The organism is Kitasatospora mediocidica KCTC 9733 (assembly GCF_000744225.1).
Classification (GTDB): domain Bacteria; phylum Actinomycetota; class Actinomycetes; order Streptomycetales; family Streptomycetaceae; genus Kitasatospora; species Kitasatospora mediocidica.
The window spans coordinates 2,333,284-2,346,380 of the sequence record NZ_JQLN01000005.1; the positions used below are offsets into that span (position 1 = coordinate 2,333,284).

At 72.8% G+C, this 13,097-nt stretch carries 13 protein-coding genes; 9 read left to right on the forward strand and 4 right to left on the reverse strand.

Annotated elements, in window-relative coordinates; all coding sequences use genetic code 11:
* Positions 1-49: 49 nt before the first annotated feature.
* Positions 50-1,054, forward strand: a complete 1,005-nt coding sequence (locus tag BS80_RS24420) for an SAM-dependent methyltransferase (protein WP_035800662.1) — start codon at positions 50-52, stop codon at positions 1,052-1,054.
* A 2-nt stretch (positions 1,055-1,056) separates the two neighbouring features.
* The gene (locus BS80_RS24425) at positions 1,057-2,205 is read left to right on the forward strand and encodes an NADH-quinone oxidoreductase subunit D (protein ID WP_035802729.1); all 1,149 of its coding nucleotides are present in this window, start codon (positions 1,057-1,059) and stop codon (positions 2,203-2,205) included.
* Positions 2,206-2,257: 52 nt separating this feature from the next.
* Here the strand turns inward: BS80_RS24425 and BS80_RS24430 are convergent, their stop codons facing one another.
* Together BS80_RS24430 and BS80_RS24435 are read right to left on the reverse strand one after the other, a co-directional pair.
* Positions 2,258-3,139 carry a hypothetical protein gene (locus BS80_RS24430; protein WP_051966992.1) on the reverse strand — a complete coding sequence of 294 codons (882 nt, stop codon included), beginning with the start codon at positions 3,137-3,139 and terminating at the stop codon, positions 2,258-2,260.
* Between the two features lie 30 nt (positions 3,140-3,169).
* Positions 3,170-3,922: an alpha/beta fold hydrolase gene (locus tag BS80_RS24435; RefSeq protein WP_035800663.1), complete on the reverse strand. Its 753-nt coding sequence runs from the start codon at positions 3,920-3,922 to the stop codon at positions 3,170-3,172.
* Between the two features lie 119 nt (positions 3,923-4,041).
* On the opposite strand from BS80_RS24435, the gene BS80_RS24440 reads away from it, so the two are divergent.
* The 5 genes from BS80_RS24440 to BS80_RS24460 all read left to right on the forward strand — a co-directional run bounded on the left by BS80_RS24440 (position 4,042) and on the right by BS80_RS24460 (position 9,344).
* Positions 4,042-4,980: a Ppx/GppA phosphatase family protein gene (locus BS80_RS24440; protein ID WP_035800665.1), complete on the forward strand. Its 939-nt coding sequence runs from the start codon at positions 4,042-4,044 to the stop codon at positions 4,978-4,980.
* A gap of 261 nt (positions 4,981-5,241) precedes the next feature.
* Complete coding sequence (locus BS80_RS24445) at positions 5,242-6,045, forward strand: sugar phosphate isomerase/epimerase family protein (RefSeq protein WP_232246651.1); 804 nt, start codon at positions 5,242-5,244, stop codon at positions 6,043-6,045.
* Between the two features lie 30 nt (positions 6,046-6,075).
* Entirely contained in the window at positions 6,076-6,840 is a 765-nt protein-coding gene (locus tag BS80_RS24450) for a class I SAM-dependent methyltransferase (RefSeq protein WP_035800667.1), read from the forward strand.
* Positions 6,841-6,948: 108 nt separating this feature from the next.
* The gene (ilvD, locus tag BS80_RS24455) at positions 6,949-8,793 is read left to right on the forward strand and encodes a dihydroxy-acid dehydratase (RefSeq protein ID WP_035800670.1); all 1,845 of its coding nucleotides are present in this window, start codon (positions 6,949-6,951) and stop codon (positions 8,791-8,793) included.
* Between the two features lie 62 nt (positions 8,794-8,855).
* A complete protein-coding gene (locus tag BS80_RS24460) occupies positions 8,856-9,344 on the forward strand; it encodes a hypothetical protein (protein ID WP_051966993.1) in 489 nt (162 codons plus the stop codon).
* A gap of 1 nt (position 9,345) precedes the next feature.
* Here the strand turns inward: BS80_RS24460 and BS80_RS24465 are convergent, their stop codons facing one another.
* Both BS80_RS24465 and BS80_RS24470 read right to left on the reverse strand, forming a co-directional pair.
* Positions 9,346-10,656, reverse strand: coding sequence for an SCO2583/SCO2584 N-terminal domain-containing protein (locus BS80_RS24465; RefSeq protein WP_051966994.1), 1,311 nt, complete (start codon positions 10,654-10,656; stop codon positions 9,346-9,348).
* A 149-nt stretch (positions 10,657-10,805) separates the two neighbouring features.
* Positions 10,806-11,249, reverse strand: coding sequence for a hypothetical protein (locus BS80_RS24470; RefSeq protein WP_157536551.1), 444 nt, complete (start codon positions 11,247-11,249; stop codon positions 10,806-10,808).
* A 211-nt stretch (positions 11,250-11,460) separates the two neighbouring features.
* Between BS80_RS24470 and proC the strand changes: the two genes are divergently transcribed.
* Both proC and BS80_RS24480 read left to right on the forward strand, forming a co-directional pair.
* A complete protein-coding gene (proC, locus tag BS80_RS24475) occupies positions 11,461-12,288 on the forward strand; it encodes a pyrroline-5-carboxylate reductase (RefSeq protein WP_035802737.1) in 828 nt (275 codons plus the stop codon).
* A 5-nt stretch (positions 12,289-12,293) separates the two neighbouring features.
* A complete protein-coding gene (locus BS80_RS24480; RefSeq protein ID WP_035802739.1) occupies positions 12,294-12,947 on the forward strand; it encodes an HAD family hydrolase in 654 nt (217 codons plus the stop codon).
* Positions 12,948-13,097 lie beyond the last annotated feature (150 nt).

A 13,097-nucleotide genomic window follows, 5' to 3' on the forward strand; every position in this document is an offset into this window, starting at 1 on the left:
AGGGCGATCCGCTCTCGTCCGCAGGTCGGAGCCCGGTACCGTCACGGGCATGAGCTGGATGCGGTGGCGGCCCGCCATGGAGGAGGCCCTGTACGGGACGGACGGCGGTTTCTACCGCAGCCCGGAGGGGCCGGCCGGGCACTTCCGGACCTCGGTGCACGCCTCGCGCCAGTACGCGCAGGCGGTCGGCCGGCTGCTGCTGGAGGTGGACGAGGCGCTCGGCCACCCGGCGGAGCTCGCGCTGGTCGACGTCGGCGCCGGGCGTGGCGAGCTGGTGTCCGCGCTGGCCGGGCTGCTGCCCGGACGGCTGCGCGCGTACGGGGTCGAGCTGGCCGCGCGGCCGGACGGGCTGCCGGACGGCGTGCGCTGGACGGCCGAGCCGCCGCGCGGGGCGGTGGGTCTGCTCTTCGCCAACGAGTGGCTGGACAACGTGCCGCTGGACGTCGCCGAGCCGGACCCGGACGGGCGGCTGCGCTACGTCGAGGTGTCGCCCGCGGGGGAGGAGCGGCCGGGCCCGCCGCTGAGCGCCGAGGACGCCGCCTGGGCGGCCCGCTGGTGGCCGTCCGACGCGCCCCGGGTGGAGCTCGGCGGCCCGCGCGACGCGGCCTGGGCCGCCGCGGTGGGCTCGTTGGAGCGCGGTCTCGCGGTCGCGGTGGACTACGCGCACGAGAAGTCGGACCGGCCGGTCTTCGGGTCGCTGACCGGCTTCCGGGCCGGCCGCGAGGTGCGCCCGGTCCCGGACGGCAGCTGCGACCTGACCGCCCATGTGGCGCTGGACTCGGCGGCGGTGCGCGGCGCCGCGGATGTCCACACCCTGTGGACGACGCAGCGCGAGGCGCTCAGGGCCCTCGGGGTGGACGGCGCACGCCCCCCGCTCGCGCTCGCGTCGAGCGACCCCGTCGGCTACCTCCGCGCGCTCGGCGCCGCAGGTGAGGCCGCCGAACTGACCTCCGTCGGCGGCCTTGGCGACTTCGGCTGGCTGGTGCAGGCCGTCCGAATTCCGATACCGAACAGCCTGCGAGGCCTCTCGGGATGGCAGACTCTGACCCCATGAGCATCAGGGAGACCACGGTCGGCATCGGTGCCGGGGCGGAGCAGACCGCCACCGACATGGTGCTGAACATCGGCCCGCAGCATCCGTCCACGCACGGCGTGCTGCGGCTCAAACTCGTGCTGGACGGCGAGCGCATCGTCGAGGCCGAGCCGGTGATCGGCTACATGCACCGCGGCGCCGAGAAGCTCTTCGAGGCGCGGGACTACCGGCAGATCATCATGCTGGCGAACCGGCACGACTGGCTCTCCGCCTTCGCCAACGAGCTGGGCGTGGTGCTGGCCGTCGAGCGGATGCTCGGCATGGAGGTCCCCGAGCGGGCGGTCTGGGTGCGCACCCTGCTGGCCGAGCTCAACCGGGTCCTCAACCACCTGATGTTCCTCGGCTCCTACCCGCTGGAGCTCGGCGGGATCACGCCCGTCTTCCACGCCTTCACCTCGCGCGAGGAGCTCCAGCACGTGCTGGAGGAGGCCAGCGGCGGCCGGATGCACTACATGTTCAACCGGGTCGGCGGCCTCAAGGAGGACCTGCCGGCCGGCTGGCTCGGCCGGGTCCGGACCGCCGTGGCCACCGTCCGCGCCCAGCTGCCGGTCTTCGAGGACCTGGTGCTCGGCAACGAGATCTTCCGGGCCCGGACGGCCGGCGTCGGCGTCCTGTCGGCCGAGCACGTCAAGGCGTACGGCATCAGCGGCCCGATCGCGCGCGCCTCGGGCGTCGACTTCGACCTGCGCCGCGACGAGCCGTACCTCGCGTACGGGGAGCTGCGCGACGTGCTGACCGTGGTCACCCGCGAGGAGGGCGACTGCCTGGCCCGCTTCGAGGTGTTGCTGGAGCAGACCGTCAACGCGCTCGACCTGGCCGACGCCTGCCTGGACCGGCTGGCCGGCCTGCCGGCCGGACCGGTCAACCTGCGGCTGCCCAAGGTGCTCAAGGCCCCCGAGGGCGAGACCTACGCCTGGACCGAGAACCCGCTCGGGATCAACGGCTACTACCTGGTCTCGCGCGGCGACAAGACGCCGTGGCGGCTCAAGCTCCGCTCGGCGTCCTTCAACAACATCCAGGCCCTCACCGAGCTGCTGCCCGGGACCCTGGTCGCCGACATGGTCGCCATCCTCGGGTCGATGTTCTTCGTCGTCGGGGACATCGACAAGTAAGACCGACCGGTCTCAGGCCGCCGCCTCGGGCGCGGCGGCCCGCCGGGCGGCGCTACTTCTTCTTGGCCTTGGGCTTCGGGTCGGCCGGGTGCGGCGCCAGCCTGCGGTCGCCCTTGGCGGCGATCCGCTGCTCGCACAGCTCGGCCAGCACGGCGTAGCCCTGGGGGCCCATCAGCTCGGTCAGCTCGGGCCGGTAGCTGACGAAGACCGGGTCGGGGCCGTCGTGCGCCTCGGGGCTGCCGGTGCACCACCAGTGCAGGTCGTGACCGCCCGGGCCCCAGCCGCGGCGGTCGTACTCGCCGATGGTGACCTGGAGGTAGCGGGTGTCGTCGGGGCGGTCGATCCAGTCGTAGGTACGGCGGACCGGCAGCTGCCAGCAGACATCCGGCTTGGTCTCCAGCGGTTCCTTGCCCTCGGCCAGCGCCAGGGTGTGCAGGGCGCAGCCCTCGCCACCCGCGAAGCCGGGGCGGTTGAGGAAGACGCAGGCGCCGTCGACCCGGCGGGTCTGCCGGTCGCCGTCCTCGTCGAGCATCGTGATGCCGCCGTCGATGACGAGCTTGCCGTTCTCGTCGGTGCCCTCGTCGAAGAGCTGCCAGGTCTCCCGGGTGAGGCGGGCGGCGTGGCCGGTGACGCGCTTCTCGTCGTCCTCGTCCGAGTAGTGCGCGCCCAGCGTGCAGCAGCCGTCCGAGGCGCCGCGGCCCGGACGGATGCCGTGGCAGCCGCGACCGAAGATGCAGGTCCAGCGCGAGGTCAGCCAGGTCAGGTCGCAGCGGAAGACCTGCTCCTCGTCGGCGGGGTCGGCGAACTCGACCCAGGCGCGCGGGAAGTCCAGCGGGACCTCGGGACCGGGCTTCTTGACCTTGGTCTTGAGCTTGGGGGTGGGGATGTCGATGGCTGCCACCCGGCAAGGGTAGGCCCTGCGCGAAGCGGGCATCGAGGCAGACACAGCACGGCCGCCGCCGGGTCACCGCAGGAAGGCCTCCAGCGCGGCGGCGAAGGCGACCGGCACCTCGTACATCGGGTAGTGCCCGCTGGCCGGCAGCACCTCGATCTCGGCCTGGGGGTAGTGCGGCAGCCAGGTGGCCCGCAGCACCGCCTCCGAGAGCGCGGCGTCGTGCTCGCCGGCGAACAGCCGCACCGGCAGGGTGCTGCCGGTGATCTTGGCGGCGAAGTCCTGGGTGCTCCAGTCGGTCAGGTAGGCCGCGAAGGCCTCCTTGCGGGAGAGTGCCACGGACTGCGCCGTCATCCGGTCCAGCCAGACGGCGCCGGCGCGGTGGCCGGTGACCATGTCGAGAATGGCGCGGCGGTTGGCGGGCTGCTCCGCGGCGCCGTGGAACAGGTCGTACGCGTCACCCTCCAGGGGGAAGCCGGTGGCCGGCACCGGGGCGATCCCGGCCAGCTTGCGCACCCGGTGCGGCGCCTCGGCCAGCACCCGCTGCACCGCCTTGCCGCCCATCGAGTGGCCGACCAGCGAGAAGGTCCGCCAGCCGAGCTGGTCGGCCAGCGCCAGCGCGTCCTGGGCGATCTCGGCCACCGTGTACTCGCCGGGGACGTCGGCCCGGTCGCCGTAGCCGCGGTAGTCCAGGAAGGCGTAGCTGAAGGCCGCCGGATCGAGGCAGTCGAGGAACGGACCCCACCCGGCGCTGGTACCGAACCAGTCGTGCAGCACGATGACCTGGTGCTCGCCGCTGCCCAGCAGGCGGTGACTGATCGTCATGTCCGGCTTCTCCCAAGGTGATGGACGGGGCGTTCGGTGAACAGCCTCCTCCGCTGCCGCTCGACGGGCAATCGAACACGCGGGATTTCCTCAGGTCGGGTGCCGTAGCGTGGTGAATTATGCGACTCGGTGTGCTCGACGTAGGTTCCAACACCGTCCACTTCCTCGTGGTGGACGCCCACCCCGGTGCTGCCCCCCTGCCCGCGTACTCGCACAAGGCGGAGCTGCGGCTCGCCGAGCTGCTCGACGCGCAGGGGGCGATCAGCGAGGCGGGCATCGAGTTGCTGATCGGCATGATCGCCTCCTCGATCCGGGTGGCCGAGGACAAGGGCGTGGTCGACCTGCTGCCGTTCGCCACCTCCGCGGTGCGCGAGGCGGCCAACGGCGAGGCCGTGCTCAAGCGGGTGCAGGACGAGACCGGCATCGAGCTGCAGGTGCTCTCCGGCGAGGAGGAGGCGCGGCTCACCTTCCTCGCCGTGCGGCGCTGGTTCGGTTGGTCGTCCGGCCGGCTGCTGGACCTGGACATCGGCGGCGGCTCGCTGGAGATCGCCTGCGGCCTGGACGAGCAGCCCGACGCGGCCTTCTCGCTGCCGCTGGGCGCGGGCCGGCTCACCGCCGGCTGGCTGCCCGACGAGGTCGCCGACCCCGAGCGGCTGCGCGACCTGCGCCGGCACATCCGGGCCGAGATCGCCGGTGTGGTCGGCGAGGTCGCCCGGCTCGGGCCGCCGGACCACGCGGTGGCCACCTCCAAGACCTTCAAGCAGCTCGCCCGGATGACCGGCGCCGCTCCCGCCGAGGCCGGCCTGCTGGTGACCAGACGGCTGACCCGCTCCGGGCTGTCCGCCTGGGTGCCCCGGCTGTCCGCCATGACGGTGGCCGAGCGGGCCCGGATCCCCGGCGTCTCCGAGGGCCGGGCCAAGCAGCTGCTGGCCGGCGCGCTGGTGGCCGACGCGGCGATGGACCTGTTCGGCCTCGACGAGCTGGACATCTGTCCCTGGGCGCTGCGGGAGGGCATCATCCTGCGCCGGCTGGACACCTTGGCCGCGCAGAACGGCTAGCCGGGATCCCCGCCGGGGGCGCGGGCCGCATACGCTGTCCCCGTGGTGCGAGCAGGCGGACCGGAGGACGAAGAGCCGGACGGCGAGGAGCGCGCCCGCGGCCCGCGCCGCGCGGCGCGGATGGGCGGCGCGAGCGCGGCCAAACCACCCAGACCGCCCCGGCCGGTGCGCAGGCGCGCGATCCGCAAGGCGGCCGGGAGCGAGCGCCCCGCCCCACTGCTGCGCACCACCGACCGGCTCGTCCTGCCGCGGCACCCGGCGCTGCACGTCCCCGACACCAAGGTCGCCCTCTCCACCGCCTCGGTCTACCCGGAGAGCACCTCGATCGCCTTCGAGCTCGCGGCCAAGCTCGGCTACGACGGCGTCGAGGTGATGGTCTGGAACGACCCGGTCAGCCAGGACCTGGACGCCCTGCGGGCGCTCTCCGACAAGCACCAGCTGCCGATCCTGGCCGTGCACGCGCCCTGCCTGCTGATCACCCAGCGGGTCTGGACCACCGACCCGTGGACCAAGCTGGTGCGGGCCAGGGCAGCCGCCGAGAAGCTCGGCGCGGACACCGTGGTGGTCCACCCGCCGTTCCGCTGGCAACGCCAGTACGCCCGGGAGTTCGTCCGCGGGATCAACCGGATGGCGGACGAGACCGAGGTCCGGTTCGCCGTCGAGAACATGTACCCCTGGCGCTACCGCGACCGCGAGATGCTCGCCTACGCCCCCGGCTGGGACGTCACCGACGAGGAGTACCGGCACTTCACCATCGACCTCTCGCACGTCTCCACCTCGCGGATCGACGCCTTCGAGATGGTCGACCGGATGGGCGCGCGGCTGGCCCACGTCCACCTCGCCGACGGCTCCGGGTCCGGCAAGGACGAGCACCTGATCCCCGGCCGCGGCAACCAGCCCTGCGCCGAGCTGCTGGAACGCCTCGCCCGCACCGGATTCGGCGGCCACGTGGTGCTGGAGGTCAACACCCGCCGCTCCGGGTCGCCGGCCGAGCGGGAGTCCGACCTCGCCGAGGCGCTGGCCTTCACCCGGCTCCATCTCGCCAGCGCTACGCGCGTACGCTGACAGGACCACGACGACTTCGGGAGGCCGACGGTGACGGACAGCCAGTTGCAGGCGCACGCGGCGAGCTTCGGCGCCGTCGCCGCCGAGTACGACCGGGCCCGGCCGTCCTACCCGGCCGCGGTGTTCGACGCGATCGAGCGCCTGACGGGCCGTCCGCTCAAGGGCGCCGACGTGCTGGACGTGGGCGCCGGCACCGGCATCGCCACCCGGCTGCTGCACGAGCGCGGCGCCCGGGTGACGGCCGTCGAGCCGAGCGCCGGGATGGCCGCCCGGCTGCACGCCGTCAGCCCCCGGATCGCGCTGGTCAAGGGGGACGGCAACGACCTGCCGTTCCACGACGCGACCGCCGACCTGATCACCTACGCGCAGGCCTTCCACTGGACCGACCCGGCCCGCTCGATCCCCGAGGCGCTGCGGGTGCTGCGCCCGGGCGGCGCGCTGGCGCTGATCTGGAACCTCAAGGACCGCTCGGTCGGCTGGCTGCGCGCGCAGGAGGAGCGGCTGACCGCGGCCCTGCCCTCGTACCACTACTACGGCGCCATGAACGTGGTCATCGAGGCGCTGGGGGACTACCCGTTCGAGGTGTCCCGCACCGAGCTGCGCTGGGAGCGCCGGCTCACCGTGGACGACGTGATCACCGATCTGCGGTCCAAGTCCTACTTCGCCGTCCTGGACGAGGACCGCAAGGGGCCGGTGCTGGCCGCCGAGCGGGCCGCGCTGCTGGAGGTGTTCCCCGACGGCGAGGTCGTCGAGCCGTACTCGGTGGACCTCACGGTGGCGGTCAAGTGCGGCTGACCGCCATCCGGACGCGCTGTCCGGCAGGCGGGACCGGGGCGTAGGCTCGAGTGTTACGGCGGCCCGCTCGTGGCGGGTCGCGCAGAGCCACCGAAGGAGTGGAGCCCAGTGCCCGAGCTGAAGTCCCGTACGGTCACCCACGGACGCAACATGGCAGGCGCCCGGGCGCTTCTTCGGGCGGCCGGTGTAGCCCGCGAGGACTTCGGCAAGCCGATCATCGCGGTCGCCAACTCCTTCACCGAGTTCGTCCCGGGGCACACCCACCTCCAGCCGGTGGGCCGGATCGTCTCCGAGGCGATCAAGGCCGCCGGCGGCATCCCGCGCGAGTTCAACACCATCGCGGTGGACGACGGCATCGCGATGGGCCACGGCGGCATGCTCTACTCGCTGCCCTCCCGCGACCTGATCGCCGACTCGGTCGAGTACATGGTCAACGCGCACTGCGCGGACGCCCTGATCTGCATCTCCAACTGCGACAAGATCACCCCCGGCATGCTGATGGCCGCGCTGCGCCTCAACATCCCGGTGGTCTTCGTCTCCGGCGGCCCGATGGAGGCCGGCAAGGCCACCCTGGTGGACGGCACGGTCCGCAAGCTCGACCTGGTCAACGCGATCTCGGACGCCGTCAACGAGAACGTCTCCGACGCGGACATCGCGATCATCGAGGAGAACGCCTGCCCGACCTGCGGGTCCTGTTCGGGCATGTTCACCGCCAACTCGATGAACTGCCTCGCCGAGGCCATCGGCCTGGCGCTGCCCGGCAACGGCTCGGTGCTGGCCACCCACACCGCCCGCAAGGACCTCTACGAGGACGCCGGCCGGACGATCGTCGACATCACGCTGCGCCACTACCACCAGGACGACTACTCGGTCCTGCCGCGCAACATCGCCACCCGCGCCGCGTTCGAGAACGCGATGGCGCTGGACATCGCGATGGGCGGCTCGACCAACACGATCCTGCACCTGCTGGCCGCCGCGCAGGAGGCCGAGGTGGACTTCGACATGCGGGCCATCGACGCCATCTCGCGCAAGGTGCCCTGCCTGTCCAAGGTCGCGCCCAACGGCAACTACTACATGGAGGACGTCCACCGGGCCGGCGGCGTCCCGGCGATCCTCGGTGAGCTGTACCGCGGCGGGCTGCTGAACGAGGACGTGCACACCGTGCACTCCGGCTCGCTCGACGAGTGGCTGAAGACCTGGGACCTGCGGGGCGGCTCGCCGTCCCCGGAGGCCGTCGAGATGTTCCACGCGGCCCCCGGCTGCGTCCGCTCGGCCACCGCGTTCTCGCAGTCCGAGCGCTGGGAGACGCTGGACACCGACGCCGCGGGCGGCTGCATCCGCAGCGTCCAGCACGCCTACTCCGTCGAGGGCGGCCTGGCCGTGCTCTACGGCAACCTCGCCGAGGACGGCTGCATCGTGAAGACGGCCGGCGTCGACGAGTCGATCTGGACGTTCAGCGGGCCGGCCGTGGTGGTCGAGTCCCAGGAGGACGCGGTCGACGCCATCCTGACCAAGCGGATCAAGGAGGGCGACGTCGTGGTGATTCGCTACGAGGGTCCCAAGGGTGGCCCCGGCATGCAGGAGATGCTCTACCCGACCTCCTTCCTCAAGGGCCGCGGCCTGGGCAAGGCCTGCGCGCTGATCACCGACGGGCGCTTCTCCGGCGGCACCTCCGGCCTCTCGATCGGCCACGCCTCGCCCGAGGCGGCGTCCGGCGGCACCATCGCGCTGGTCGAGGACGGCGACGTCATCTCGATCGACATCCCCGGGCGCAAGGTCAGCCTGGAGGTCTCCTTCGAGGAGCTGCACGAGCGCCGGCTCAAGCTGGAAGCCGAGGGCGGCTACCGGCCCAAGAACCGTGAGCGGCAGGTCAGCCAGGCCCTGCGGGCGTACGCGGCGATGGCCACCTCCGCCGACCGGGGCGCGGTGCGCGACATCAGCAAGCTGGGCTGAGCCCGGCAGGTCGGTCGGTCCGGGCTCCGGTTTCCTCCGCTGCGCGGGTGATAATCGGACCCGTGACCGACGACCGCACCGCCCCCGCGCCCGAACCCATCCGCTTCTTCGGCACCAGCTGGGTGGACCGCGGGCGCGACTACTGGCTGCGGCGCGCTCTCGTTCCGGTCGGGGCGCTGCTGACGGTGCTCGCCGGGGCGTTCGTGCTGCGCTTCGCGGTCAGCGGGGTGCAGCTGTCCAAGTCCGGCGGGTTCGTCAACGGACTGCTGATCGGCGCGATCGCGGTCTGCTCGTGCCTGGCGGCGCTGCGCAACTGGAAGCAGCTCTCCGAGGGCCGCGACGCGCTCACCGGCTGGATGGCCGAGGAGAAGTCGCTCGGCGCGGTCTGGCTGATCGGCTGCGTGGGCGCGGCGGCGGCGTACTTCCTGCGCAGCCTCACCGAGGCCCCCGGCGAGGCTGTCCGGCGGGCCCGCTACGAGCGCGCCGTGGAGCGGCACGAGCGCCGCTCGACCGGCCGCGCGGGGCGTCCGGGCAAGCGGCGCAAGGGCTGAATCAGCTGCGGCTGATGGTCCCGCACTTGTCATTCTCCGGCAGCGGCTTGCTGTGGTCGTACGGGTCGCTGGTCGGCCCGGTCTGCGCCTCCCGGCCGCCGCCCGCGTCGGTCTGCGGGAATGTCGGCTCCAGCCAGCCGTCCCCCGTTTGGCAGTAGTTGTTGCCCATGTCGCTGTAGCCCTTGCCGAGCTCCAGCTTCGTGGGGTCGACGTCGTACCGGGCCGGGTCCGCGAACCGGAAGTCCTGCTCGCGGCGGACGATGTCGCGGGTGACCTCGGTGCTGCCCTTCAGCTGCAGCCAGCCGACCGACTGGGTTCCGCCGCCGGCGCCGCCCGAGCCGCCGCCCTGCGGGGAGGGCGAGGGGGCGGCCGACGGCCAGTACACGTCGGGGCCCGGCACCAGCGCGTAGACGAAGGTGTAGTCGGTGTGCACCAGCAGACCGTGGTCGCCGTCGCTCTCGAAGCTGGTGTGGCCCTGGACCTTGACCACGTCACCGGCCGGGACGGCGGTGCGGGGGTTGAACCGGCTGAACCAGATGGTCGGGTCGTGGTCCGTGGAGGGGTGCGCGAGCGCCGCCGTCGCCGTGTCGCGCTCCTGGCGGTCCAGCATGCCCAGCGCCGCCTGCGGGCTGCCGCCGGCCACGACCGCCGGGTCCAGGTTGGACGCGACCAGGAAGGCCTTCACCAGCTGGAGCTTCGCGGTGACCTCGTCCGCCCCGAACGTCCCGGTGGCCTGACCCGGCGGCAGCGCGATGCCGTCCGCCCCGGCCGGCCACGCCAGGGCCGGCGAGCCGGCCCACGGGTGGTCCACGGTCGGGTTGTCGGGGGCCTCGGTGGAGGGCGCGGCGCTCGGGGCTGCGGTCTCGGGGGCCTGGGTGGTGATCGGCTTGGGGCTCATCGGGGCGCCCGCGGTGCCGCCGTTGCCGGGGCCCGCGCCGATGTGGGTGTCGTACCAGGTGTGCAGCCGGTCGACGTTCAGCCCGGCCAGCACCACCGAGGCGGCCAGCAGGACGAAGACCGGCGTCTGCCAGTTGCGCTTCGACCGGCGGACGGGATTGCCCCAGGCGTCGACCCGCTTCGCCTTGCGGTCGAAACGCCCGCGCCGGATCTCGGTCGGCGGGCGCCACGGCTGCGGTTCCTCGGGCGGGTTGTTCTTCCACTTCGCGGCGAGGTGCCGGGCGCGGCCGGACTGCTCCTTGACGGCGGCCGCCTTGACGAAATCGTCGTCCAGGACCAGCCCGGCGAACGGGTCCGGCTCCTGCTCCTGCTCGGAGGAGGGCGGCGGGAAATCGGGGTCTTCGGCTATCGGCACGCCGTCAGTATGCAGATGGCGGCGCACGGTTCGATCGCCGGGAGGCGGAATCGTGCGCCCGGGGTGATCAATCTGTGCCGATTGGGACCCACTTGCCCGGAACGCCCCGCCCGGTTCCGTGCCTGCGGCCGGTCGGACCTGCTCGCGTCCTACTTGCGGGCGCCCTTGACCGAGCCGACTACGCCGGCGATCACCAGCAGCACCCCGGCGGGCAGCAGCGAGGTGAAGAAGGCGCCGATCAGCCCCCAGTCCCCGAGGATGCTGAGCACCAGCGTGTTGAGCACCAGCAGCGCGCCGCTCGCGGGGAGTGCCGCCTTCCACGGGTGCGCGTCCGCCCAGCGGCGCAGCCGCCGGTCGCCGGTGTCCTTGCGCAGCTGGCCGCCCACCGTGCCGACCAGGAAGAAGAAGAACAGCGCCAGCCCGGCCGGCCCGGCCAGGATGCTCGTCGACCAGCTCCCGGTCAGGACGTCGACCCCGAGCGCCGCAGCGCCCACCACCGCACCGACCGCCGCGCCCACCCGCCACGACCCGAGGGCCGTCGACGCTACGGCCAGCTGCCGGTTCTCACTCCGCGACAAATCTCCGTGTGCCATATCTCCACCGTGCTCCTCGGCGGTCCCTGAAGCCATAGGGGTAACCCCCGAGTTTTCCCCTACTGGGCGATGGCCGGGGCGATCACCCGGGTGATCGCCCCGGCGGGGTGGTGGACGGTGCGGGTCCGCAGAGCGGACGCACCCCGCTCCCGGCGGCCCCGGGTGCGAGGATGTGGCCAGCACCGCCGCGATGATCAAGGAGACCCACGCCATGACCAGCAGCGCCGTCCAAGCCCAGCGGATCGCCTTCCTCGGTACCGGCAAGATCGGTGAAGCCCTGCTCTCCGGGCTGCTGCGGGCGGGGAAGGATCCGGCGGACGTCCTGGTCACCGCGCGCCGTCCGGAGCGGGCCGCCGAGCTGGCCGCGAAGTACGGGGTGGGCGTCACCACCAACCGGGAGGCGGCCAAGCTCGCCGACACGCTGATCCTCGCCGTGAAGCCGCAGGACATGGGCACCCTGATCGAGGAGCTGGGCCCGCACATGACCGCCGACCGGCTGGTCATCTCGGCCGCGGCGGGCATCCCGACCCGCTGGTTCGAGGCCCGGCTGCCGGCCGGTACCCCGGTGGTCCGGGTGATGCCCAACACGCCCGTCCTGGTCGACGAGGGCATGAGCGTCATCTCCGGCGGCTCGTACGCCCGCGAGGAGCACCTGGTGCGCACCGAGGAGATCTTCCAGTCGGTCGGCAAGGCGCTGCGGCTGCCCGAGGCGCAGCAGGACGCGGCCACCGCGCTGTCCGGCTCGGGCCCGGCGTACTTCTACTACCTGGTCGAGGCGATGACCGACGCGGGCATCCTGCTCGGCCTGCCCCGGCAGGTGGCGCACGACCTGATCGTCCAGTCGGCGGTCGGCGCCTCGGTGATGCTGCGCGACTCCGGCGAGCACCCGGTCAAGCTGCGCGAGGCGGTCACCTCGCCGGCCGGCACCACCATCGCGGCCATCCGCGAGCTGGAGAACCACGGTGTGCGGGCGGCCCTGCTCGGCGCGCTGGAGGCGGCCCGCAACCGCTCCCAGGAGCTCGCCTCGGGCGGGAAGTGACCGCCGTGGACTACGACCTGGTGATCTTCGACAACGACGGCGTACTGGTGGACAGCGAGCCGATCTCCAACCGGGTGCTGGCCGAGTACCTGACCGAGCTGGGCTACCCGACCACGCAGGCGGACTCCTACCGCGACTTCATGGGCTGCGCCGCGCACACCGTGCACGACGTGATCGCCGAGCGGTACGGCGCCGCGCTGCCGGCGGGCTTCGACGAGGACTTCCACGCCCGGGTGTTCGCCGCCTTCGCCACCGAGCTGACGCCGGTCGCGGGCGCCGGGGAGCTGCTCAAGACGCTGGGCGCACACGCCGTGCCGTACTGCCTGGCCTCGTCGGCCCACCACAGCTGGATCCGCACCGCCCTCGACCTCACCGCACTGCGCGGCTACCTGCCCGAGCAGCGGATCTTCAGCGCCCAGGACGTCGGCGTCGGCAAGCCCGCCCCCGACCTCTTCCTGCACGCCGCCCGGACACTGGGCGTCGACCCCGGGCGCTGCCTGGTGATCGAGGACAGCCGCAACGGCGTCCTGGCCGCCCGCGCGGCCGGCATGGACGTCTACGGCTACGCCGCCCTCACCGACCCCGCCCGCCTCACGGCGGCGGGCGCGACCGGACTGCTCGGCTCACTGGGAGAGGTGCTCGCCCTGCTGGCGGCGTGAGTTGGCGGTGGCGGGGTGGGGCGCTCGGTGAACTCCGGTGACAAATCGGTCAATCCGGTCCGGTAGTTCGTGCCCGGATCGGGGTACTACCAGGTCACTGGACAGATCGTCTTCGCCGCGGGTCCGGCGCAGGTAGTCTGCCGGCCCCAA